General features: G+C 59.4%; 21 protein-coding genes. 18 read left to right on the top strand and 3 right to left on the bottom strand.

Annotated elements, in window-relative coordinates; all coding sequences use genetic code 11:
* Positions 1-387 precede the first annotated feature (387 nt).
* Positions 388-1,089, top strand: a complete 702-nt coding sequence (locus tag BX591_RS13930) for an H-NS family nucleoid-associated regulatory protein (protein WP_111932029.1) — start codon at positions 388-390, stop codon at positions 1,087-1,089.
* A gap of 591 nt (positions 1,090-1,680) precedes the next feature.
* Positions 1,681-3,489, top strand: coding sequence for a DUF262 domain-containing protein (locus BX591_RS13920; RefSeq protein WP_111932159.1), 1,809 nt, complete (start codon positions 1,681-1,683; stop codon positions 3,487-3,489).
* Between the two features lie 304 nt (positions 3,490-3,793).
* On the opposite strand, the gene BX591_RS13915 is transcribed toward BX591_RS13920, so the two are convergent.
* A complete protein-coding gene (locus BX591_RS13915; protein ID WP_111932027.1) occupies positions 3,794-4,072 on the bottom strand; it encodes a hypothetical protein in 279 nt (92 codons plus the stop codon).
* Positions 4,073-4,994: 922 nt separating this feature from the next.
* On the opposite strand from BX591_RS13915, the gene BX591_RS13910 reads away from it, so the two are divergent.
* The 9 genes from BX591_RS13910 (at position 4,995) to BX591_RS13870 (ending at position 13,577) form a co-directional block, all read left to right on the top strand.
* Positions 4,995-5,549, top strand: coding sequence for a hypothetical protein (locus BX591_RS13910; RefSeq protein WP_111932026.1), 555 nt, complete (start codon positions 4,995-4,997; stop codon positions 5,547-5,549).
* 8 nt (positions 5,550-5,557) lie between these two features.
* Positions 5,558-6,946 (top strand): hypothetical protein, encoded by a 1,389-nt coding sequence (locus tag BX591_RS13905; protein WP_244146961.1) that lies wholly within the window; start codon positions 5,558-5,560, stop codon positions 6,944-6,946.
* Position 6,947: 1 nt separating this feature from the next.
* Positions 6,948-8,108, top strand: coding sequence for a helix-turn-helix domain-containing protein (locus tag BX591_RS13900; RefSeq protein WP_111932024.1), 1,161 nt, complete (start codon positions 6,948-6,950; stop codon positions 8,106-8,108).
* On the top strand, positions 8,074-8,661 hold the full coding sequence (locus BX591_RS13895) for a PIN domain-containing protein (protein ID WP_111932023.1): 588 nt from the start codon (positions 8,074-8,076) through the stop codon (positions 8,659-8,661). The genes BX591_RS13900 and BX591_RS13895 overlap by 35 nt, the downstream gene beginning before the upstream one ends.
* Before the next feature lie 115 nt (positions 8,662-8,776).
* A complete protein-coding gene (locus tag BX591_RS13890) occupies positions 8,777-9,361 on the top strand; it encodes a hypothetical protein (RefSeq protein ID WP_111932022.1) in 585 nt (194 codons plus the stop codon).
* A gap of 160 nt (positions 9,362-9,521) precedes the next feature.
* Complete coding sequence (locus BX591_RS13885) at positions 9,522-10,034, top strand: gamma-glutamylcyclotransferase family protein (RefSeq protein WP_111932021.1); 513 nt, start codon at positions 9,522-9,524, stop codon at positions 10,032-10,034.
* A gap of 579 nt (positions 10,035-10,613) precedes the next feature.
* Positions 10,614-11,468, top strand: a complete 855-nt coding sequence (locus tag BX591_RS13880; RefSeq protein WP_111932020.1) for a MurR/RpiR family transcriptional regulator — start codon at positions 10,614-10,616, stop codon at positions 11,466-11,468.
* A 170-nt stretch (positions 11,469-11,638) separates the two neighbouring features.
* A complete protein-coding gene (locus BX591_RS13875) occupies positions 11,639-12,967 on the top strand; it encodes an aspartate aminotransferase family protein (RefSeq protein WP_111932019.1) in 1,329 nt (442 codons plus the stop codon).
* 55 nt (positions 12,968-13,022) lie between these two features.
* Positions 13,023-13,577, top strand: coding sequence for a carboxymuconolactone decarboxylase family protein (locus tag BX591_RS13870; RefSeq protein ID WP_111932158.1), 555 nt, complete (start codon positions 13,023-13,025; stop codon positions 13,575-13,577).
* A gap of 140 nt (positions 13,578-13,717) precedes the next feature.
* Here the strand turns inward: BX591_RS13870 and BX591_RS13865 are convergent, their stop codons facing one another.
* Positions 13,718-14,026, bottom strand: coding sequence for a DUF4148 domain-containing protein (locus BX591_RS13865; protein WP_105506389.1), 309 nt, complete (start codon positions 14,024-14,026; stop codon positions 13,718-13,720).
* Positions 14,027-14,291: 265 nt separating this feature from the next.
* On the opposite strand from BX591_RS13865, the gene BX591_RS13860 reads away from it, so the two are divergent.
* The 5 genes from BX591_RS13860 to BX591_RS13840 all read left to right on the top strand — a co-directional run bounded on the left by BX591_RS13860 (position 14,292) and on the right by BX591_RS13840 (position 18,773).
* A complete protein-coding gene (locus tag BX591_RS13860; RefSeq protein ID WP_105506390.1) occupies positions 14,292-14,717 on the top strand; it encodes an OsmC family protein in 426 nt (141 codons plus the stop codon).
* A 214-nt stretch (positions 14,718-14,931) separates the two neighbouring features.
* The gene (locus BX591_RS13855; RefSeq protein WP_111932018.1) at positions 14,932-15,780 is read left to right on the top strand and encodes an isocitrate lyase/PEP mutase family protein; all 849 of its coding nucleotides are present in this window, start codon (positions 14,932-14,934) and stop codon (positions 15,778-15,780) included.
* A gap of 82 nt (positions 15,781-15,862) precedes the next feature.
* The gene (locus BX591_RS13850; protein WP_111932017.1) at positions 15,863-16,501 is read left to right on the top strand and encodes a TetR/AcrR family transcriptional regulator; all 639 of its coding nucleotides are present in this window, start codon (positions 15,863-15,865) and stop codon (positions 16,499-16,501) included.
* A 33-nt stretch (positions 16,502-16,534) separates the two neighbouring features.
* A complete protein-coding gene (locus BX591_RS13845; RefSeq protein ID WP_111932016.1) occupies positions 16,535-18,007 on the top strand; it encodes an MFS transporter in 1,473 nt (490 codons plus the stop codon).
* Between the two features lie 490 nt (positions 18,008-18,497).
* Positions 18,498-18,773, top strand: a complete 276-nt coding sequence (locus tag BX591_RS13840) for a YodC family protein (protein WP_111932015.1) — start codon at positions 18,498-18,500, stop codon at positions 18,771-18,773.
* A gap of 38 nt (positions 18,774-18,811) precedes the next feature.
* Here the strand turns inward: BX591_RS13840 and BX591_RS13835 are convergent, their stop codons facing one another.
* Complete coding sequence (locus BX591_RS13835) at positions 18,812-19,123, bottom strand: superinfection immunity protein (protein ID WP_111932014.1); 312 nt, start codon at positions 19,121-19,123, stop codon at positions 18,812-18,814.
* 205 nt (positions 19,124-19,328) lie between these two features.
* Here BX591_RS13835 and BX591_RS13830 point away from each other — a divergent pair, with 205 nt between their 5' ends.
* Positions 19,329-20,792 (top strand): M20 family metallopeptidase, encoded by a 1,464-nt coding sequence (locus tag BX591_RS13830; protein ID WP_111932013.1) that lies wholly within the window; start codon positions 19,329-19,331, stop codon positions 20,790-20,792.
* Between the two features lie 460 nt (positions 20,793-21,252).
* On the top strand, positions 21,253-22,140 hold the full coding sequence (locus tag BX591_RS13825) for a crotonase/enoyl-CoA hydratase family protein (protein WP_111932012.1): 888 nt from the start codon (positions 21,253-21,255) through the stop codon (positions 22,138-22,140).
* Positions 22,141-22,186: the final 46 nt, after the last annotated feature.

Here is a 22,186-nt window from a genome sequence, read left to right as displayed (position 1 = left end):
CCAAGCAGTTTAGCCCATCGCTAGGTGTGTTCAGTTCGGACCCGAATCGTAAGCGCAGCCACCCGCATGCGGAGGTGGTGAAAGACTTTATGAGGTACGGTCCTGTACAGGTTCACACGCAGACTTCGTTATTCGTGCAGTATGAGATGAAATGGGCAAGCTGAGCGAATATTTTGATAAGTGTGAACAAGGTAGACGTTACCAACGAGTTCGTCGCCGACTACCGGATTCCTGTCTGGCGTTAATAGACTCTTGCCGGGATTGGCAGCGGACCGAAACATCCGTCGCTTCGACCCATTGCTGATAGCAGAGAATATCTGTGCTTGCGATTCGCAACTCAACGCGGGCGTGTGGCATAGTTCCGGCGTCACGGCTACGGAGGCCAAAATGGCAACTCTCGAATCACTGCAGGCAAGAATCAAAAAACTGGAGCAGCAAGCCGAGTCTCTCATCTCGAAGCAAGCGTCGGGTGTCATTGAAAAGATTCATGAGTTGATGGCAAAGCATGGGCTGACGACTGCGGATATCGATGCGCATGCAGGTGGCAAGAAACGTGGACCTAAGCCGGGCGCCAAGGCTGCCGCGAAGTCGTCGGCGTCGGCCGCGAAGTATCGTGACCCGAAGACCGGTTCCACTTGGACCGGACACGGCCGTGCGCCGGCTTGGATTGTTAGCGCGAAGGACCGTTCGAAGTTTTTGGTTGAAGCTAACGCGGTGTCTTCCGCTCCTGCTGCCAAAAAATCGGCGACAGCCGGGAACTATGTCAGGGGCCCGCAGCCGGCGCTTTATCTTGACCCCAAGAGCGGCGCGACATGGAGTGGACGTGGGCGCGCGCCGGCGTGGATTGCCAACGCCAAAAACCGCAGTCGATTTCTGATTGGCGGCGCCGGTGCTGCGGCCGATGCGAAACCGATGGTTACGAAGGCAGTTGCGAAGAAGGCTCCGGCGGCGAAGAAGACTGCTGCCAATAGGGCGGTGAGGGCGAAGGTGCCGGCTAACGGGACTGCTGCGAAAAAAGCGCCGCGCAAGAGTGTGGCTGTGCCCACTCCGGTGGCCACAGTCGAGCCGAACGTCGAATTGACGACCTAAGCGTAGTTTGCAGTTGCCTGATGGACCAGCGTTCTTCTCGGTCCACCTGGCACACCGAGCGTACGACGCCCTTTTGCGCCTGTGTCGCCTGGCGTTGCGCGGCTTGCTGTTGAGCGTGCTGCTTCGCAATGTGCCTGCCGACCATGCAACCACTGACCGCACCAACGACAGCGTGAAGCCCAGCATAATGCCCCGACTGCGCCTACCACCGCACGCTTGCGGGAGCATGCATGACGGAGGTGACGGTGCGTACACTGGCTCCGCCGGCGCATACACGGCGGCGGGGATGCCCAGTCCGATGGCGACGTCGACGTGTGCCGATGCTGTCAGACCGAGCGCTGCGAGATACTGAGCTTCCCGCTACGCGGCTAACTGCGACACAGCGCGCATCCGTCTGTGCTGGCGAGTTCTGCCACGTAGCGCAACATGGTGCAGTGCCAGCGAGCGCAGCCCCTTCGAACCACGCGACGGTAAGATATCGCACAATATGCGGTCAACGAATACTCCGGAAACTCAATTTCAACTACCGGGGGCCATTCTCCGTCCGTTCACTTGCATTGCGTATTCCACTTATCGATATCAGGATTGAGCGTGAGCAAGCAGACCATCGAAACGTTCTTCGCAGGCAAAAATCTGGTCGTACCTAGTTATCAACGCGACTACGCGTGGCGCGAGCGAAATATCAACGAACTCTTTTCCGACATTGAAGAGGCAATCGATGTTGGAGGTCACTATCTGGGGACATTTATCCTTTCGCAGAGAGCACCTGGAGAACCGGTTTTCGTTGTCGACGGACAGCAGCGGTTGACAACGTTGACAATGCTTTTGGGCGCGCTGATTGACGCGCTGGCGGAAGAGCGCGTGCGCAGTGCCATGTACAGCTCCTATATTTGTAGCCCGCTTGACGGAGTAAAGTTTCAGGTGTTGGGTGACAACATGGAATTCTTTCAGGCCATGCTGGCGAAGAAAAATCCAACGCCAGAGTCGGCTGGACAGAAGCGCTTAGCAGACAATTACGAGCACATCCGTCTGCGCGTCCGAGACCTGGTTCAGCAAGGAGGACATCCCCTACTTATCAAGTGGCTCAAAACACTTACGAAAATGGAAGTGCTCGAGTTTATCGAGCCCGATGAAGGAAAGGCCATCCGCATGTTCCAGACGGTCAATGACCGCGGCGTGCCTCTGGCCAAGATGGATATTGTAAAGAGCCTGCTCGTTTATTATTCGAACCGATACCTCGGTGGCGAACTGGACAACTATATTGCCGTCCAGTTCGGCAAGGCTTTCCGCGCTTTCAATAACGTTAAAGACCTGGCAGCCGAACGTGGGTTTAAGATTCGCAACATTGACCGGGATGCGTTTGTTGAAGACGATGTCCTCCGGTACCACTACCTTGCCTATGACGGACGCATATTTGGCGTCGACGCTGGGGGCGACTACAACGCGACGTCCGCTTCCGTCCTGGAGACATTCCTGAAACCAGCACTTCAGAATCTGCGTGCTAAGCCCGACGTCCTGCGTTCATTCATCGAAAATTATACGGAGGACCTTACCTCTTTCTTTTTCGGGCTGGAAGCGATTGTCCGGGCGACGCGCACCGACCGCGACACGTATATGCTTCTCGTCGTACAGGACTTGAATGCCACTTTGTATCCGTTGGTCATCCGGCTTCAGTTGAATGGATGGCTGAAGGAGGTCGGAGACACGGACTCGCGGACGCTGCAGGAGCTTGTGGAAGTCACCGACATTCGAGTATTCAAACTGAAAGGCACGAATCCTCAAGCCGATGTGTTCTCCATTACACGAAACCTTTCGAAGCTAAGCGTTTCAGAAGTAGCGACCCGGCTGAGATGGTTCTGCCAGAAGTTCATGCCGGACACGTTGATGGTGCAACAGTTAGAAACTGAGGAGCTGTATCGGAACGCCGGGGTTCATCGGATGCTATGGGAAGAAGAAGACGCGCTACGCGCCGAGCTACCATTGCCTGCGGCAAGCATCGAGGAGTTGGTGACTTTTAACTCTGGCGGGCTTTCTGTTGAGCATGTTCTCCCGCAGAAGCCGTCCTTCAGCATTGAGCATTATGGCTTCGTCGATTCCGACCAATACGAGCAGCACAAGCATCGCCTCGGGAATCTGCTTCTACTGGAAGGCAGTCTGAACAGCGCCTGCCAGGATAAGACCGTTGAGGCTAAAGTCACCTCACCCTCGTTGTACCTCTCTTCTGGAATGAAGACAGTGAAGGCATTGGCAGCGACGCGCAGCGGGCTAAGTCAGGGCTACCGTCGGGAAAACATCGAAGAGCGCGGCGCTCGACTGGCACGCCAGCTGCAGAAGCGTTGGCCAATTTTCAGCGCGACGCTTAATATGGAAGGCGCTGCGGAAGCAGCAGAGCAAGCGTGACCCTCGCGCAGGTTTAAAGCGTCGACGTTCTCTCACCCCTCTCTGGCTTTGCCGGCGGAGGGTATTTCATTGCGCCGCTGACGGGGCGCCCGGCCGTTTATCAACATCCGGAAAAGCGCATGCCAGGGTTAATCCACCACAGGTTACAGAACTGCGCTTCCGGCGAGCGCGTCCCCGGTGCGAGCAGCGGCGCAACCTCCACACCGGGGAATTTCAGAGTCTGCGAGTTCGAGCCATATATGCCGAAGATGGGGCTCCTTCTGGCGTCGCTTCAATACCCACGCCAATCACGATGCTCTCGCCACTAGTGCTCGCGCCATTCCTGGCGGCGCCATTCACGTTCACGCCACTCGCGACGTCCGCGCCATTCGCGGGCTCGCCAGTCGTCATCACCACCGTACGCGACGGCGACAGGTGCGGGAGCGTACATGACGGGAGGTGGCGATGCGTACACTGGCTCTGCTGGCGCATACACGGCGCCGGGGATACCCAATCCAATGGCGGCGTCGACGTGTGCCGATGCTTCCGTTGATGCTGCCAGCACTGCCAGACCGAGCGCCGCTCCCAGAATCTTCTTGTTCATGTTGCTACTCCTCGCACGTTTGAGTGCAATGTTACTGACTACGACTCGGACTGTAAGGAGTGAGGTCGGATACATGTGAAACCGCGGCGCGAGACCCGTAACGCGCCATTACTGACGTACAGGAAGCGAGCAGAGGCTTCAGGAATGGGCATGCGACTTCGAAGTGCACTCCTTAGCCAGCCTGGAACTGTGGTTCAATGCTGACTTCTTCCCGGACATGGTTGCCCAGTTGTTTCGACGAATTTAGCGCGCGACCTTGCGTAGGGTTAAACAAGCGATAGTACGAGACCCTGGCGTAGCATTGTGCCGACGAGAGGGTCTCGCGTAGCGTGCACACGCGGACGAAGTCGCGTCAGTGTCTTTTCGGTGCCGGACACGTCATATTGCGAACGGATTCACGTCATATTGGGTCTGGTGAAAAATTGCAAGGGATTGAATATAAAGAATTTTTCTGACTATTTTTCGCGTGCTCTATTCTAATCTAGGCATTTGCAAAGAAGCCTCTCTATTCGCAGGAACGTTTGCCCTATGATGGAAATCGGGGCGCTGCTCAGCGCTCGGCGAGGTTCCAGCCTCTATCTCGCGTCTCCCGCTAGCGATAACTGATATCGCTCCTTTTTCCGCCCATACCTGCCCCAGTGTTTTTCGACTAGATTTTCAAGATTTTTGGTGGAAAGCGGAACCGTAGCTACGGGTGCTCGCTCCGTGGATAAAAACGCCGCGCCTCTCAAAGTAGTAAGCGTCCGAGTCCATCTACTGCCACGGGAGCCAACCGCCGTACGATAAATAGTTTTTAGCTATTATATTTTTCAAGCAAATAGCAATTCCACGTATTTTGACATAGTCAAGCGTAAAAAAGTTTTTCTTTGACATTGTCAATTTTGAGCCTATGATTGCGTTATGCAGGCTCCTTGGAGAGTGAATGCGTGACGACCTTCATACGACGGTAGCCCTCAAATCGCACTGGCGCAAAGCAGTGCGGCTGGTGGAGCGTTCTGAAGCCGCTGGCGAAAGTGAAGCGGCCTTGGAGATACATCGGGCAACTTGTAACGAGTGGGAGTTGGGGGTACGCGCTCCTTGGTTCGCCGAGCTCACCGCACAACTCGAACGGGCGAGCAAAGACCTATTCCGCGTCGACAGCCTGCTCGCCGTCGTGGACGACTTTGAGCGCCGTGCCGAAAGGCCGCTTGAGCAAGGTGCATGTGAAGTTGCTCGCTTGATTATCTACGGCGACCCGGTCGACAAACTTCACGAAGCAGTTCGTGCAACGGTTATCTCAGACTGCGCCCTTCAGGGAATTGAACATTGCGCACTGTCCGTCGCGGGCCAGTTTGGCGAGTTTCAGAGCGCTTCGTTGCGTCGGGAAATGACGAGACTTGTGGCTGAGCTCGATTTTTCCGAAGACCCTGCACCAAAAGCGAAGCGCAAGCTCGACAAGAAAGATATGTTGGACTTTGGCCTAAGCCTCAATATATGAGCGCTCACATGCCCGTGATTGATATCCCCGTAACCGCTTTTCGGGTCACCACGAAGCGCGCACGTAAGTCAGCCAAGGTTGAGATTATCCGCTTGGGCGAAGACATTCAGGTTGATGCGAGTACTCTTTCGGAATACGCCTTTCAAGAGTCGGACGGCATCGCGCACGACCTTATGACGCTAATTGGCGCCGTTAAGTTTGCCGACCGCTCGCTTCGGCGACATCACGCAAAGAGTTGGACCCGTCGCATCCACATTGAAATTCCAGTTTTCAAGCTCAATGCCTGGCTGATGCCGGGGGTGCGCGATGCGCTCGTGCAATGTCTCAACTACCTGACTGGGGATAGCTGGTCCTTCGAGTTTGTCGCGCGAGACGGGGCAGCGCCGGCATTACAACAATCGCCGCTATCCGATATTTCGTTGCGCAACCGTGACATCGTTTTCGTCCCATTCTCTCACGGGCTGGACTCTTATGGCCAGGTAAGACTGCTGCAATTATCCGAGCCGGAAACCGAAGTTGTGTGCGTCTATGCTGACGCGCGTTCGGCAGGCGGGCACCGGAGTGCTCTGCAACGGAAGAACATGGCGGGGGTGCAGTATGTGGGCGTGCCCGTCAAGGTCCGAAGGCTTCGCCATCCGGAGGGTAGTTTCAGGTCAAGGCCTTTTATGTTTTATCTCCTGGCCAGCCTCGGAGCAATTGCATCAGGCGGGAACCGCGTGATGATTCCCGAAAACGGGCAGGGGAGCATAGGAGGCTCGTTGGTCACTACGGGACACGAGCCGAAGCACCGCAGCTGCTACCCGGGATTTACTGCAAAACTGTCCAATTTTCTTAAAGCGTTGACGGGGAGTCACGTCGCGTTCTACCACCCCGCGCTTTTCGAAACAAAAGGGTCACTATTGCGTGCTCTTGCTGAGCACCGCGAAGACGTACGGGCAATTTTGAGTCGGCATCCGTCCTGTTCCTGTGATGCGCGTTTAGCTTCGCACGACCAGAAAAAATACCATTGCGGTATTTGTGGCAACTGTCTGCTTAGACGCGCTGCGGAACACAGTGCTCGACTCGAAGATGGCACTGAATACCTTTTCAATAACTTGAAGGCGAGTTCGCTGGAGGACGCTCTCCGGCCAGGCGACAACAAAGTGAAGTTGAAATTTTTTGGAGACCTGGCACGCAACGGTGTACGCGACATGCAACGGCTGGCAGATGCAGGAACTGCCTCACAACGTCGTGCTGTCCAGGCGGCTGCAATCGATTTAAGCCGGTTTGTCGACGATGACATCGCAGTAACCACAATGAAGCTCTCAGGCCTGCTGGAACAGCACGCCCTCGAGTGGAGCGCATTCCTGGCCACGTGTGGCCAGGATTCATGGATTTCGAAAATCGCGAGGGGATAGCATGGCTATCGAAATTAAGGTCCGCCCTGAAGTGTTGGGGCCGCGACTTAAAGGTGCCCGCTCGCTTGCAAAGCTGACGCAGGAAGCGGCAGCACAGAAGTTGGGTTTTGCACGGACGACTGTCGTCGCTATCGAAAGCGGCAAGCGTCCCGTTTCTTCCGATGAGCTCCGGGCATTTGCCGAGCTATATGCTGTGCCCGAAAGCGAACTGCTTGCCGCCGGGACGCCAAGTCTGGATATGGAACTGAAGTTTCGCGCCCATACCAACAGCGATGATGTCGACGGCGCGGTTGCACATCTTCTTCTGAACAAACTTGCCGCCGCCTCGGTAGAACTCGAGAAGATGCTCGAACGACCGATGCTGCAACCCGACCTGCCTATTGTGAGCGTCTCTCGCTCGGGTCCCGTCGACCAGCAGGCCGAAGATGCGGCGCTTGGCGTCCGGCAGAGGTTGGGAATCGGCTTCGGGCCCATACCAGACCTTATTGCTTTGGTCGAACTCGACATGGGTTTGCGCGTTTTCGAACGAGGACTGCCGTCCAAGGTGAGCGGGGCGTTCGCCTACGACGACGAGATAGGTGGCTTTATCGTCGTGAATGCAATTCATCCCGCTTCCCGTAGACGGCTGACGCTGGCTCACGAGCTTTGTCACGCGCTGTTGCGACGCGCCGGAGTCGTCGTACACATGACCGACGACGATTTTTCAGACCGTGAAGAGAAGTTTTGTGATGCCTTTGCGCGTGCTTTTTTAATGCCGGCAATGACTGTTCGTAAGAAGGCGGCAGAGCTACGGGATGCAGCAGGGCAGTTTTCGGTCCGGCAGTTGCTCGCAATGGCGGTGTACTTCCATACCTCGATTGAGGCGATGACGCGCCGGCTTGAGAGTTTGGGTTTGCTGCCGAGGGGTACGTTTGATTCGCTGAAGGCAAGAGGCCTCGGAACGCAGCATCTGGAAGAAGTGCGGCGAGAACTCGACGAACCGGAGGTTGCGGGAAGATTCACCCCCCGCACGTTGCTTCTTGCAGCAGAAGCATTCGAGAAGGGGTTGCTCTCAGAGCAACAGATTGCGCGCAAGCTGCAACTCGATTTGGGAACCGTTCGCGAAGTCTTGGAACACGTCGCGCCGGATGGCGAAGGAGAAGAGCTTGCGCTTGCCATCTAGCGAATTTCCAACAGGACCGCTAGTCCTGGACGCCAGCGTGCTGTTTAATCTTTTGGGTACCGGCAGACCGAAGGAAATCCTGCAAGCCATCGGTGCCACATGCTGGGTGGAACAGCGAACGGCGGCGGAGGTTCGGCGGATGCCTGGTCAGCGAGCAGAAGGAGCGCCGCTCCAGCCTTTGCTCGAACACGGCTGCCTCAAACTTTGCCGGATGTCCGAACAGGCATATGAGACCTATCTTTCGCTGGTGAGTGGCCCTGCTACGGATACGCTGGACGATGGCGAAAGCGCTGCAATTGCGATAGCGGTCGACGGGTTGGGGAGCGTCGTACTTGACGACAAAAAAGCGAGGCGGATTCTTACGACCCGTTTTGAACAGGTCATTGCAGGTAGTTCTCTCAGTTTGTTGCTTGCAGCAGCAACTCGAGCGAACTGGACCCTGCTTGAACTCCGCGCGGCCGTCTCGGCGGCGCGCACTGTCTCTAGAATGGCGGTCGTGCCCGATGAGCGCCCGCTGTTCTCTGAACTTTTTGCAGAGGCGGGCGCCGCTTGAACACTTTTAAATTAAGGAAGTGGAACGAGCGGCCGCAATCAGTGTTGAGCTAACCAGAGTTGTATAAGAGAAGCGAAACGACGTATTAACTGACTTTTTCTAATTGAGGGGCGTTATGACTGAGGACATCACGAAACTTTTAGAACTTGCCGAACCTTTTTCTTCGAGCTCGTGGCTGCAGTTCTTCGTCATAGTGCTGATTGCGCTGCGCGTTGCGAGCTTTGCTAACAGAACTCTCGGGGAACTACGGAAGTCAGCAGGAGATTGGCAAAAGACGGTGGCCGCAGCGCTTTCCTTTGCGCGTGCGGCGTTCCATAGGCTAAACCGGATGGTCGGAGGAGATATTGAACGCAAGCGGCGTCCGTCAATACAGGCAACACTGCTGGCTGGCGACATTGTCTTGTATTGGGGATTTGCGCTCGCACTCTTTGGATACTCAGCTGTTTTCGTTCTGCTGCTGGTACTTAAGCGGCCTCACGAATTGAAGCTCTGGGCAATGACCATTGCAGCGACCATAGTCTTCTACTTTTTCTCGATGTTCTACCGAAATCTGGGTGCAAAGAGTTTCGAAAGCCTGGTGCTGCTGTACAGGACGCATTCTGGTGACAGAATCACGGTGGTCTCAATGAGTGGGGCAATTGTTTGTCTCGCGCTAGCAGTTGGAGTCGCCGAATACCTCGCTTGGCCGCTGTTGCGTTGAGCGTAGGCAGGCGTGGCCGCGGCGTCATAGATGGAGGCGTTCGCGGCACGCGGCATACGCTTTTATTGGCATCACGCATCGTGACCTGAGTTTATACATCTGAGAACGGCTTCCCTAAGGGCGCGTGAGTCTGGCGGTTCTTACGACGGATATTGCATACATGTTGGCAGACAATGAATTCTTCTATTTCGCCTACGGCTCGAATATGTCGACTCGCCGGCTCGTCGCGGGACTGCCTTCCGCGAGGGTAGTCGCCACCGGCTTTCTGATTGGCTATAAGCTCGCGTTCGATAAAGTTAGCAAAGACGGCTCTGGCAAGTGTGATTGCGAACACACTGGAAATGGTGGCGACCGGGTCTACGGCGTCATTTTCTCAGTCGCGAGTAGCGAGCGGCCTGCGCTTGATAGATACGAAGGGGCCGGTCATGGCTACGAACCCAGCAATGTTCGCGTCGAAACGGCTGGCGGCGAAATGGACTCGCTGACGTACGTTGCCACGGACAAGCAGCCCGGCTTGCGACCGTATGACTGGTACAAGCACCACGTGGTGGTAGGGGCGCGCGAAGCGAACTTGCCGGAAGAATATGTGCGGGGAATCGAATCGGTCGTTTCCACGGTTGACCCCTTACCGACTCGAAGCGAAAAAGAGCTTCGCGCGTATCTGACCGTGTGACTGAATCCGGTCCAACTCAACAGCCGTCATGAGGTGTCATACCGTGCTCAGTTCGAACATCGAGTACGTATAAACAGGCTAGCACTCGACCGTGAAAATCCTCCCGTATATCACACTCCGGCTACTGAGGTAAATATCTATTAAAATCAATGGGTTGCGACTGTTCTGCATGGGTCAGTTATCGTTTGCACACGCGATTCGCCGGGCCAACTTTGTTTGCAAAGCGGAACGCTAACTTATTGATTTATCTACAATCTGCGTTCTGACTGGCGACTCATCTGTAGTAGAGGAGCAGTTGTAAATATTGCAACGCTCAAAAAGGCGTCACTCGCACCACAGCTTGCGAAGGCTGCACACGCCTCTAATCCTCGGTAAATCAATTTGTTAGCGAATGCGCCCAGAAAAGCGACTCCTCGCTGGGACAGATTTGTTTGCAAAAAACACGTTGGGACAGGTTTGATTGCAACAGGACAGCTATCGTTTGCCAGCTACCACCGTGTTGTCACTAATGTTGGATGCGATGGGCCGGGTGGTAACATTTGTTGTCATCCTCATCGGCCGTTCGCCCGGTACATTCGCATGCCAGACAGTTTCGACCAGCTCGCCGCCCTGATCAGGGCGCGCTTCTCCGAACTGAGTCCGCAGTTCCAGATGGGAGCGGGTTTCCTGCTCGATCATCCCGACGAGGTCGCGGTCTCGTCCATGCGCAAAGTGGCCGAACGCGCGCAGGTGCAACCGGCTTCGCTGGTGCGCCTGTCGCAGCAACTCGGTTTCCCCGGCTGGAACGAATTGCGCAACCTGTTCGTCGCGCGCGTGCGCACGCGGCCCGAAGCGCTGACCAGCCGCGCTCGCTCGCTGGTCAAATCGAAAGACGCGCTGGCCATCGATCTGCTGGCCGCACAACAGCACAATCTCGCGGTCACCGCCTCGCACAACGGTCGCGCGATCGTGGAAGCGGCACGTCTGTTGCGACGCGCGCCGCATGTGCACGTGGCCGGTTTTCGCTCCTGCTATGCGGTCGCTTTCGGTTTTGTCTACGAGTACCGGCTGTTCCGCTCGTCCGTGTCGCTGATCAACGGCGAGGCGGGCACGCTGGAAATGCAACTGCGCACCGTCGAGCGCGATAGTGCGACCGTGGTCGTCAGTTTTGCGCCGTATTCGGTGGAGGCGGCGCGCGTGGCCGAAGCGGCGCAGGAAAAAGGCAGCAAGCTGATCGCGATTACCGACAGCGCGGTCTCGCCGATCGCATTGAATGCCGACAAGGTGCTGATCTTTTCTCACGAGAGTCCGTCGTTCTTTCCGTCGCTGGTGGCGGCCACCGCGATTACCGAGTCGCTGGTCGCGCATCTGCTGGCGCTGGAAGGCGCAGACGCGGTCGAACAGCTCGCGATCGCCGAGCAGTCGTTGCACGCCAAGGGCGCGTACGTTCCTTGAACATGTTGGGTTGAGTCGAGGTTAAAGATCACCCGGAGCAGCACGGCACCGGGTGGTTCACGGTCGCGCCATTTGACAACAAATGTTGTTGTGAAGTATAAATACGTATCGATTGTTGATTCAATGCCAGCCGTTCCGCGAAAGCAGGATTTACCAGGAAACCGCCCACCATGTCCACCGTCTTTCATCGTTCGCCGAAGCAGTCGCTGCCGGTTGCCGTCGCGGGCGAGGGCATCGAGATCATCGATGCCAGCGGCAAGCGCTATATCGACGCCTCGGGCGGCGCCGCCGTGTCGTGTCTCGGTCACAGCAACCAGCGCGTGATCGACGCGATCAAACGGCAGTCGCAGCAGTTACCGTACGCGCATACGTCGTTCTTCACGACCGAAGCCGCCGAGGAACTCGCCGACCGTCTGGTCGCGAGCGCGCCGGCCGGGCTCGAACACGTGTACTTCGTGTCGGGTGGCTCGGAAGCGATCGAGGCCGCGCTGAAACTGGCGCGTCAGTATTTCGTCGAGAAGGGCGAGCCGCAGCGCCGGCATTTCATCGCGCGCAGGCAGAGTTATCACGGCAATACGCTGGGCGCGCTGGCCATTGGCGGCAACGCATGGCGCCGCGAGCCGTTCCTGCCGATCCTGATCGAGGCGCATCACGTCAGCCCGTGCTATGCCTATCGCGAGCAACGCGCCGACGAAACCGACGCGGCCTTCGCGCAACGTCTCGCCGATGAACTCGAGCAGAAGATTCTCGAACTCGGCGCCGATTCGGTGGCCGCGTTCGTCGCGGAAACGGTGGTGGGCGCAACCGCGGGCGCGGTGCCGCCGGTGCGCGAGTATTTCCGCAAGATCCGCGCGGTCTGCGACCGCTACGGTGTGCTGCTGATTCTCGACGAGATCATGTCGGGCATGGGCCGCACCGGCTATCTGTACGCCTGCGAGGAAGACGGCGTGGCGCCGGATCTGCTGACTATCGCCAAAGGTCTCGGGGCCGGGTATCAGCCGATCGGCGCGACCTTGGTGAGCGACCGGATCTATCAGGCGATCGTCGGCGGATCGGGCTTTTTTCAGCACGGCCACACCTACATCGGCCACGCGACCGCCTGCGCCGCCGCGCTGGAAGTACAGCGCGTGATCGCCGACGAGCACCTGCTGCCGAACGTGCTGGCGCGCGGCGAGCAGTTGCGCGGCCGCTTGCGCGAGCACTACGCGCAGCATCCGCACATCGGCGACGTACGCGGCCGCGGGCTGTTCGTCGGCGTCGAACTGGTCAAGGACCGCGCGAACAAAACGCCGTTCGATGCCGGGGTGAAACTGCACGCGGCGATCCGGCGCGAAGCGTTCGCACGCGGCTTGATGGTGTATCCGATGGGCGGCACGGTCGACGGCAAGATCGGCGATCATGTGCTGCTGGCGCCGCCGTTCATCTGCACGGCACGCGACATCGACGAGATCGTCGGGCGGCTGAGCGAGGCGATTGGCGGCGCGTTGGCCGCCGTGTGATGCCGACCGCCACGCATTCACCTTTGACAACGCCACGCGACCTGCGAGACCGATGATGACCGAGCGTTTGCCTCACTTCGACCTGTCCGACGTCACCCCCGAACAGAAAACCGTGCTGGACGAAATTCTGTCCGGCCCGCGCGGCAATCTGAACGGGCCGTTTCTCGGCTGGATTCATAGTCCGGAACTGGCGCAGCAGGCGCAGCGCCTGGGCGCGTTCTGCCGCTACCGGACCGGTTTGCCGCTGCGCCTGTCGGAGCTGGCGATTCTGGTGACCGCCGCGCGCTGGCAGGCGCAGGCGGAGTGGTACATCCACTATCCGATTGCGTTGGAAGCGGGTGTCCCGGCCGCGGATGCCGAGACGATTCGCGAGGGGCATCGTCCGGATTTCGCGGACCCCGACGACGCGCTGATCCACGATTTCGCGAGCGAGCTGTACGACACGAAACGCGTGTCGGACGCGACTTATGCGAAGGCGGTGGGGCGCTTCGGGCATCAGGTGGTGATCAATCTGGTCGGCTTGCTCGGCTATTACGCGCTGGTGGCAATGACGTTGAATGTGTTCGGTATGAGGGCGGTCGGGCAGGAGAGTTTGCCGTTCGACGAATAAGGGCGTTTTTGCACGAACCGCATCCGATATTTCTGCATTAAACAAAAAGCGCTGAGGCGGCGAATTCACTTCGCCACCTCAGCGCTTTTTTACTGGTAAAGCCAGACCCCTTCGTTGCCGTTACCAGAGCGGCGATCTGCTTACTGCCCGCGATAAGTCGAGAACAAACGTTGCTGTACCGACGTGGGCGCGCCAGCCGCCGACGATCCGGCGCTCGTCCCGCCCACGTCCTGCGAACCTTGTTCAGCGACCGCGACCGGGACCGCGTTTTGCGGCACGGTCTTCGGATAAGTGGTGTCGTTCTGGTTCAGGAGCCCCGCTTGCTGCGCGGCAACCAGTTCAGCGCGAACCTGGGCGCGCGTCACCGGACCATTCGTCTGCTGCGCGAACGACACGGCCGGAACGATGAGAGCGGATGCAACGACCACTGCGGAAATAAGCGATTTCATGATGACCTCCGGGATTCGATTGTTGGAGAGATCGGGTGCAATGCTGTGTTCCGATCTGTTGAAATCAGTCTATTTCTTGCGAGGTTCGTGAAAAAGCGGCTTTCCAGAGAAAGATTGTTACCAATATTGATATGGTTCGCGCGAGGAATTCCGTGCTGGGGCATTTGCGGCATCGTCACGACACCGGCACACGGAAGCGCCTATGATGAAGTTCGATTTCCGCCCGAGAGGGTACGCCCGAGAGGGCATCTAGAGGAGAAAAGCGATGAAGCGCAAAGCATCAGCAGTCTGGCAAGGCGGCCTGCAAGACGGTAAGGGCACGATTTCCACCGACAGCGGCGTCCTCAAGGAGACCCAGTACTCATTTGCGACCCGTTTCGCGGACGGCATCGGCACGAATCCGGAAGAGCTGATCGCGGCTGCGCATGCGGGGTGTTTCTCGATGGCGCTGTCGGCGGAACTGGGCAAGGCCGGCATCACGCCCGAACGGATCGGCACCACCGCCACCGTCACGCTGGATAAAGACGGCGGCGGTTTCTCGATCACCGCCGTGCATCTCGACGTAGCGGTGAAGATTCCCGGCGGCGACAAAGCCGCCTTCGACAAAGCCACGGCAGATGCCAAGGCGGGTTGCCCGGTCTCCAAGGTTCTGAACGCCACCATCACGCTGGACGCGAAGCTCGAAACCTGAGTCGCAATTTGAGTTGAAATCCGAGCGACAACCCGGGCGACAACCCAGCCCGCATCGCGAGTTGCCGCCTTCAAAGCCGCTGTCATAATGCGGCAAGCCGGTGCGCGGCTGACCCCGCCGCCGGCTTTTTCTCGTTGCTCTGCAAACCTCCTCAACGATTCACCGCTGCGCCAAGGCAACCTGCCGAGGCTGGCGGTTTTCCATGGAACCGTCAATGACAACGCAATCCGACAAAGCACGGCAATTCCAGTCGTATCACGCCGCCGGCGAAGCCTTCATCATCCCCAATCCGTACGACATCGGCACCGCGCGACTGCTCGCGCTGGCCGGCTTCAAAGCGCTCGCCACCAGCAGCGCCGGCTACGCATTCACGCGCGGCTTGCCGGATAACGCGATCGGCCGCGCGCAGATGATGCTGCACCTCGCCGAGATCGCCGGCGCCACCGATTTGCCCGTCAGCGCCGATCTGGAAAACGGCTTCGGCGACGCCCCCGAGGATTGCGCGGAAACCATCCGCCAGGCCGCGGCGGCCGGGGTGGTGGGCGGTTCGATCGAAGATTCGACCGGCCGCGACGACGACCCGATCTATACGTTCGAGGCTGCCGTGGAGCGCGTGCGCGCCGCAGTCGAAGCCGCTCGCGCGCTGCCGTTCAAATTCACGTTGACCGCACGCGCCGAGAACTATCTGACCGGCCGCCCCGATCTCGACGACACGATCCGCCGTTTGCAGGCATATCAGGAGGCCGGCGCGGACGTGCTGTACGCGCCCGGCCTGAAGACGCGGGAAGAAATCGCCGCGGTGGTCGGCGCGCTGGACCGTCCGGTCAACGTGTTGATGGGCCTGCAAGGCGTGGTGCTGAGCTTCGACGACCTGCGGGCACTCGGTGTGCGTCGCGTGAGCGTGGGCGGCTCGCTGGCGCGCGCGGCGCTGGGCGCATTCCTGCGCGCGGCGCACGAGATGCGGGAGCACGGCACGTTCGATTTCACGAAAGAAGCGGCCAGCGGCAGCGAGATGAATCAGTTGTTCACGCAGGCGGATCAGAAGTGGAGAAAGCCGGGCTGAACAGCGCGCCAGCCGGGGTCTACGAAAATTCGACAAAAACTCGACCTTGCTTTCTTGAACGGCTAGTCATAATATCCAGTCCATGAAGCAATCCGGCTCTCCCAAACAATCGGCGAAGAAAGCAGGTGCGGTGTGTCCACGCGGCCGGCCGCGCGAGTTCGATACCAACACGGTATTGGCGAGCGCGAGCCAGGTCTTCTGGAACCACGGCTACCACGCCACGTCGATCGACGACCTGTGCAAGGCGACCGGCCTGTTGCGCGGCAGCCTGTACGGCGTCTTCGGCGACAAGCACGGCATCATGCTGGCCGCGCTGGATCACTACGCGGAAGGTTCGGTCGCGCGGCTCGCTGAGCGGCTGAACGCGCCGGTTCCGGCTGAAGAAGCACTGCGCGACGCGCTGCTGCATTACGCCCGGGTTGCTTGCGCATTGACCGGCGAGCGTAGCTGCTTCATCACCAACACCACGCTCGAAATGCAACCGGGCGACGACGAGTTGCGCACCCGCGTCGCCGCGATTCAGCGGCGCATGGCGACCCTGCTCGCGGCGTCGGTGATTCGCGGCCAGGCGAGCGGCGCATTCAACGCCACGCTCGACGAAAAAGCCGTCGGCGATTTCCTGCTGTGCATCATGCAGGGATTGCGCGTGATGGGCCGCGTAGCCCATCAGGAAGACGCGCTGATAAAAATCGTGGACGTCGCGATGCGCGCGCTCGTCTAAATTTTTTTTTGCCTAATTTTTGAATGATCAGTCATGAATTGTGAAGCAATCAAGTCCGCTACGGCGGCAAGCGCGAAGCAAACCGCGCCGCGCGGCGAACGGCAGGGGCTGGCGCTCGCCGTGCTGTTCATCGGCGCGTTTCTCGCACCGCTCGATTACTTCATCGTCAATCTCGCGCTGCCGTCGATTCATGCCGGGCTGGACGCCACGAACGCGCAGTTGCAACTGGTGGTATCCGCCTACGCGTCGTCGTATGCGGTGCTGCTGATTACAGGTGGTCGGCTCGGCGATCTGTACGGCCGCCGTCGCATGTTCATGACGGGCATGGCGGCCTTCGTGGTCGCGTCCGCGTTGTGCGGCTTCGCCACCAGCGGCCACATGCTGGTGATCTCGCGGATCGTGCAAGGGATCGCCGCCGCAGTGATGGCGCCGCAAGTGCTCGCGACGATTCGCGCGGTGGTGCCGCTGCATCGGCAGACCAAGGTGATGAGCCTGTACGGCTTCATGTTCGGACTGTCGTCGATCGTCGGGCAGTTGGGCGGCGGCGCGTTGATCACCTATCACCCGTTCGGGCTCGACTGGCGGATCATCTTTCTGATCAACATTCCGATCGGCATCGTGGCGTTCATCGGCACATGGAAGTTCGTGCCGGAAAATCAGCCGGCCACCCGCGCGGGCATCGACCTGAAGGGCGTGGCGTTGCTCTCCGCGGTGCTGCTGCTGATCATTTACCCGATGACCCATGGCCGCGAAGCCGGCTGGCCGGCGTGGACCTTCGCGATGTTCGCGCTCGCGGTGCCGGCCTTCGCGCTGTTCGTGGCGACCGAGCGACGGGTGGAGCGCAACGGCGGTTATCCGTTGATCGATCTGCAATTGTTCCGCAATCCGGCGTTCGCGCTGGGTCTGGTGCTCGCGTTCCTGTTCTACTGCAACAGCGCGTTTTTCCTGACCTACGGGATTTTCCTGCAGACAGGTTTGCACTGGACGCCGCTCGCCTCCGGCATGGCGATCATGCCGTTCGCGCTGGGTTTCGTGGCGGGCCCGCTCACGTCGCCGATGGTGGTCAAGCGGATCGGCAGTCACGTGCTGACGCTCGGCTTCGCGATGATGACGGTCGGCTTCACGTTCACGGGCTGGGCCTCGGCGCAGTCCGTGACGCCGGATCTGCCGTTCTATCTGGGGCTGGTGTGCGCGGGGATCGGCCACGGCTTGCTGCTGCCGTCGATCGTGCGCATCGTGCTGCTGGAGGTGGCGCCGGAGAAGGCCGGGCTCGCGTCGGGCGTGGTCTCGTCGACTTTGCAGATCGGCTCGGCGTTCGGCACGGCGGCGATCAGCGGTGCGTTCTTCGGCGTGATCGGCGGCCATTCGACGCCCCACGCCTACGCGCACGGCTTCCAGTTCAGTCTCGCGATCAATGCGCTCCTGATGTTCGTCTGCATCGGCTTGAGCGTGCTGCTGGTGCGCCATCAGCAACATGCGCTGCGCCTCGCGGCACAGCCGGTTTGAAAATCATGCCCCGGTAATCGTTTTCATCTAGCTTGCCGGAAATTATTATGCGTTTTCAACAAACCGTAATACTGCATGTGAGTTATTTGCCGGTGAGCGCGTCGTTCATAGGTAATTCCGTTTGGCGGGTTTGACGGGGATCATAATAAACCCTGATAGCACCATGTAAGCGTATTAAATATGAGGAAATACAACTCGCATTTTCTACTGGAAAAGCGAGTTGACGGCTGTAACTCTTGCGCTCGTGCGGTGCCGCATGAGCGGCATGCCCAGCTTGGCATTGAAGGGTTTTCCCTGCTTTTTGTGTGCTACCGCGCCATGCCAAACCTATTGCAGTGCCGCTGAAAACGATGTCAATAAAAATTGCTTGCCGGGATTAAATTCGATTGTTAATCTGGCTTCTCTTTTTAGAGTCATCCTTCAACAGTTCAAACGTCGAAAATCCGGTGCAATGACCTGAATGCCGCTCAACAGTTCCTGGGGATTGAATATGCCGACCGCCACCATTGACGCACTGCAGATAGCGCCAGCCGCGAGCTTCAACGTCGGCGACGTCGTGACGTTGAAGGACGGGGGCTCGCGTATGACGATCACCTATGCGGGACCGGTGGCGCTCAATCCCGGCGACTGGCTGATCTGCGAGTGGTTCGACGAACACGGCGAACTGCGCCGCGAGATGTTCGCGCCGGCCAGCGTGCGCGCCGCGCCGCGCTCCATTCCGGCCGGGTCCGTGCAATGGAGCCGGGTGGGGCGGCGGGCCGCCTGAGCGCCGGCGGCCAGGCAAACCAGCTCGGCTTCGCGGCCTTACTTCTTCAAACTATCCCGTGCCGTGGCGCGTCGTTGCACGCGTACCAGCAACGCGGTCGAAAAAGCCTTCATCCGCACGATCTTGCGTGTCTCGACCACCTCGCCGGCGACGTTCTTCGGCGGGTTCGGTTGCAACGACCAGTAGAGCGCAAGCAGCCAGCCGAAACCGGTCCACCCGAGGCACGCGTTGAAGAGCGCCAGCGTCAGCACGTCGTGACGCTTGCGGCGATCCGCCAGAACGGCCGGCAGAAAATACAGCCCCAATGCGAGCACGGCGGCCACGGCCTGAACGATGACATTGCCCGCCATGGGGGCGCTCCTCGAACGCAACGTAAGCCGTGATTGTCGCGCGATTGTTTATTTTGCGCAGCGTCCATGCGGAGCGATTTTTCGTGTCGCGCGCCCGGTCGCCGCAGGCCCCGTCAGGCCGGGCCGGGTGGCGAGGGCTTCAGCGCGTCGGGCATCAGGACTATCATGTTCGTTTCGACCGACCCGATCCGACACGGACGCCATCATGATCTCCGACGATACGACCCAGCAGACCCAACGCATCAACCACGACACGCTACGCGAATTCGTCGACCGTAAATGGAACGATGAGATCGTGCCGGCGTTGACGGACTACATCGCGATTCCGGCCAAGAGCCCGGCGTTCGATCCCGCGTGGGTCAAAAACGGCTATCTGGAACGCGTGATCACCGACGCCGCGCAATGGGCCGAACAGCAATCCGTGCGCGGCCTGAAGCTCGAAGTGATCCGCTTGCCGGGCCGCACGCCGGTGATCTTCTTCGAAACGGCCGCGACCCGTTCCGGCAGCGAGGAAACCATCGTGCTGTACGGCCACCTCGACAAGCAGCCCGAGTTCGACGGCTGGCGCAACGACCTCGGGCCTTGGACGCCCAAGCTCGAGAACGACAAGCTCTACGGCCGCGGCGGCGCCGACGACGGCTACGCGATCTACGCCAGCATCACCGCGCTTGCCGCGTTGGACGCGCAAGGTATCGAGCGTCCGCGTTGCGTCGGTCTGATCGAAACCTGCGAGGAGTCGGGCAGCTATGATCTGCTGCCGTACGTCGACGCATTGCGCGAGCGGCTCGGCAAGGTCGGGCTCGTCGTGTGTCTGGATTCGGGCGCGGGCAATTACGACCAGTTGTGGCTCACCACGTCGCTGCGCGGGCTGGTCGCCGGCGACCTCGAAGTGCAGGTGCTCGACGAAGGGATTCATTCGGGCGGTTACGGCGGCATCGCGCCATCGAGCTTCCGCATCATGCGGCAACTGTTCGACCGTCTCGAAGACTCCGCGAACGGCACGCTGCTGCCGAAAGGCTTCCACGTGCAGATTCCCGCCGACCGTTTGCGCGAAGCCGAAGCGACCGCGAAGATTCTCGGCGACGACGTCTGGAAGAAACTGCCTTGGGCGTGCGGCGAGAACGGCCGCCAGGTGCTGCCCACCACCACCGATCCGCGGGAAGCACTGCTCAATTCGACGTGGCGTCCGTCGTTGTCGGTAACGGGCGCGGCGGGCATGCCCGCGCTCGCCGATGCCGGCAACGTGCTGCGTCCGCGCACCGCGTTCAAGCTGTCCCTGCGTCTGCCGCCGATGATCGAAGCGGAGAAGGCCGTCGCCGAACTGAAGGCGCTGCTCGAAGTCGACCCGCCGTACAACGCCAAGGTGACGTTCAAGCCGGACGCGGGCGCGGCCAGCGGCTGGAGCGCGCCCGATCTCGCACCGTGGCTCGCCACCGCGCTCAACGACGCCTCGCGTCAACACTACGGCGCCGACGTCGCGTACATGGGGCAGGGCGGCACGATTCCGTTGATGAACGTGCTGAAGGCAGGCTTCCCGAAATCGCAGTTCATGGTGTGCGGCGTGCTGGGACCGAAGTCCAACGCGCACGGGCCGAACGAGTTCCTGCATGTGCCGTACGGCAAGAAGCTGACCGCCGCCGTGGCCGATGTGATCGCCGCCGCGCCTTGAGCGTGAGTGCGTAAGCGCATCCGGTCGTGCCGCTCGGTCGGAGCCGAGCGGCACCACTGGCATAGCGCGGCGAAGTGCCCGCGCTATGCAATTCAGGTATTCCGTCTGTCAGGCCACAATTCAAAAAATAAACATCCGCAATCCATATTTTCGATTGCCTTGCCTAACCGACCTTTATTTCATTCTCATTCCAATTCGGCAAAAAATTCGAATTTACGCCGCTCGCTATTTGCGCGCGGCGGCATGTTCATTTACGGGCTAATTTCGCCCATCTTCGGTGCGCAATCGTTTGCGTCCCCGGCATGGCGTCGATAGGCGGCTGCCTGCCTCCGGAGCGCCGTCCGGCGTGGCTTCGATAAGCGCTTGCATTCATCTGTTGGTTACCCCGCTCCCATCCGATTCCGGTCTGCTTTAGGCTCGCATTGCATTACCAGTGTTTAACCTTAAAGGACCGTTCAAAATGAATCTGCATAGCCACCACGCCTGCCGTCCGTTCATCGAAGCCGGCAACCTGTCGCAAATCTCCGCTTACTATGAAGAAGGCCGCAACATCATGTGGATGATGTTGCGAGCCCAACCGCGTCCCTGTTTCAACCTCGATCTGGTGCATGACATTCTGGGGCTCGCGCAGGCGGCGCGAGAGTCGGGGCTGCAGATCGATTTCTGGGTGACCGGGTCGTTGATTCCGACCATGTACAACGTCGGCGGCGATCTCGATTTCTTCGCCGAGACGATTCGCTCGGGCAAGCGTCAGGCGCTGATGGCCTACGCGCGTGCCTGCGTGGATTGCGTGCATGCGGCGGCGCGCGGCTTCGACACCGGCGCGATTTCGATCGCGATGGTGGAAGGCACGGCGCTCGGCGGCGGCTTCGAGGCGGCGCTGGCGCACCATTTCCTGCTGGCGCAGAACGATGCGCGCATGGGCTTCCCGGAGATCGCCTTCAATCTGTTCCCGGGCATGGGCGGTTATTCGCTGGTGGCGCGCAAGGCCGGCATGCGGCTCGCCGAGGAACTGATCGGCGTGGGGGAGTCGCATACGGCGGAATGGCACTACGGCAAGGGGCTGGTCGATCAGCTGTTCGAACCCGGCGATGCCTATCTGGCCACGCGCACGTTCATCGATACGCTCAAGCCGAAGATGAACGGCATTCGCGCGATGCTGCGGGCTCGCCAGCGCGTGCTGCAATTGTCGCGTGCCGAACTGATGGAAATCACCGAGGACTGGGTGGATGCCGCCTTCACGATCGAGGAGAAGGACCTCGCTTTCATGGAGCGGCTGGTGACGCTGCAAAACCGTCGTACGTCCAACCTGCGTCAGACGGCCTCCAGCGCGGCCAACTTCGCGTGAATCGCGGCTGATGAATCGCGGCTGATAACTCGCGGCTCTCGCAAAC

The organism is Paraburkholderia bryophila, assembly GCF_003269035.1.
Taxonomy (GTDB): Bacteria; Pseudomonadota; Gammaproteobacteria; order Burkholderiales; family Burkholderiaceae; genus Paraburkholderia; species Paraburkholderia bryophila.
Note: the sequence above shows the minus strand (reverse complement) of the source record. Positions and strands in the feature narration are given on the sequence as shown.

What these genes read in the sequence shown, in the direction of transcription:
- BX591_RS13930 (WP_111932029.1), top strand. Translation starts at nt 388, where the DNA reads ATGGCAACTCTCGAATCACTGCAGGCAAGAATCAAAAAACTGGAGCAG.
- BX591_RS13915 (WP_111932027.1), bottom strand. Translation starts at nt 4,072, where the DNA reads ATGAACAAGAAGATTCTGGGAGCGGCGCTCGGTCTGGCAGTGCTGGCA.
- BX591_RS13910 (WP_111932026.1), top strand. Translation starts at nt 4,995, where the DNA reads ATGCGTGACGACCTTCATACGACGGTAGCCCTCAAATCGCACTGGCGC.
- BX591_RS13905 (WP_244146961.1), top strand. Translation starts at nt 5,558, where the DNA reads ATGCCCGTGATTGATATCCCCGTAACCGCTTTTCGGGTCACCACGAAG.
- BX591_RS13900 (WP_111932024.1), top strand. Translation starts at nt 6,948, where the DNA reads ATGGCTATCGAAATTAAGGTCCGCCCTGAAGTGTTGGGGCCGCGACTT.
- BX591_RS13895 (WP_111932023.1), top strand. Translation starts at nt 8,074, where the DNA reads ATGGCGAAGGAGAAGAGCTTGCGCTTGCCATCTAGCGAATTTCCAACA.
- BX591_RS13890 (WP_111932022.1), top strand. Translation starts at nt 8,777, where the DNA reads ATGACTGAGGACATCACGAAACTTTTAGAACTTGCCGAACCTTTTTCT.
- BX591_RS13885 (WP_111932021.1), top strand. Translation starts at nt 9,522, where the DNA reads ATGTTGGCAGACAATGAATTCTTCTATTTCGCCTACGGCTCGAATATG.
- BX591_RS13880 (WP_111932020.1), top strand. Translation starts at nt 10,614, where the DNA reads ATGCCAGACAGTTTCGACCAGCTCGCCGCCCTGATCAGGGCGCGCTTC.
- BX591_RS13875 (WP_111932019.1), top strand. Translation starts at nt 11,639, where the DNA reads ATGTCCACCGTCTTTCATCGTTCGCCGAAGCAGTCGCTGCCGGTTGCC.
- BX591_RS13870 (WP_111932158.1), top strand. Translation starts at nt 13,023, where the DNA reads ATGACCGAGCGTTTGCCTCACTTCGACCTGTCCGACGTCACCCCCGAA.
- BX591_RS13865 (WP_105506389.1), bottom strand. Translation starts at nt 14,026, where the DNA reads ATGAAATCGCTTATTTCCGCAGTGGTCGTTGCATCCGCTCTCATCGTT.
- BX591_RS13860 (WP_105506390.1), top strand. Translation starts at nt 14,292, where the DNA reads ATGAAGCGCAAAGCATCAGCAGTCTGGCAAGGCGGCCTGCAAGACGGT.
- BX591_RS13855 (WP_111932018.1), top strand. Translation starts at nt 14,932, where the DNA reads ATGACAACGCAATCCGACAAAGCACGGCAATTCCAGTCGTATCACGCC.
- BX591_RS13850 (WP_111932017.1), top strand. Translation starts at nt 15,863, where the DNA reads ATGAAGCAATCCGGCTCTCCCAAACAATCGGCGAAGAAAGCAGGTGCG.
- BX591_RS13845 (WP_111932016.1), top strand. Translation starts at nt 16,535, where the DNA reads ATGAATTGTGAAGCAATCAAGTCCGCTACGGCGGCAAGCGCGAAGCAA.
- BX591_RS13840 (WP_111932015.1), top strand. Translation starts at nt 18,498, where the DNA reads ATGCCGACCGCCACCATTGACGCACTGCAGATAGCGCCAGCCGCGAGC.
- BX591_RS13835 (WP_111932014.1), bottom strand. Translation starts at nt 19,123, where the DNA reads ATGGCGGGCAATGTCATCGTTCAGGCCGTGGCCGCCGTGCTCGCATTG.
- BX591_RS13830 (WP_111932013.1), top strand. Translation starts at nt 19,329, where the DNA reads ATGATCTCCGACGATACGACCCAGCAGACCCAACGCATCAACCACGAC.
- BX591_RS13825 (WP_111932012.1), top strand. Translation starts at nt 21,253, where the DNA reads ATGAATCTGCATAGCCACCACGCCTGCCGTCCGTTCATCGAAGCCGGC.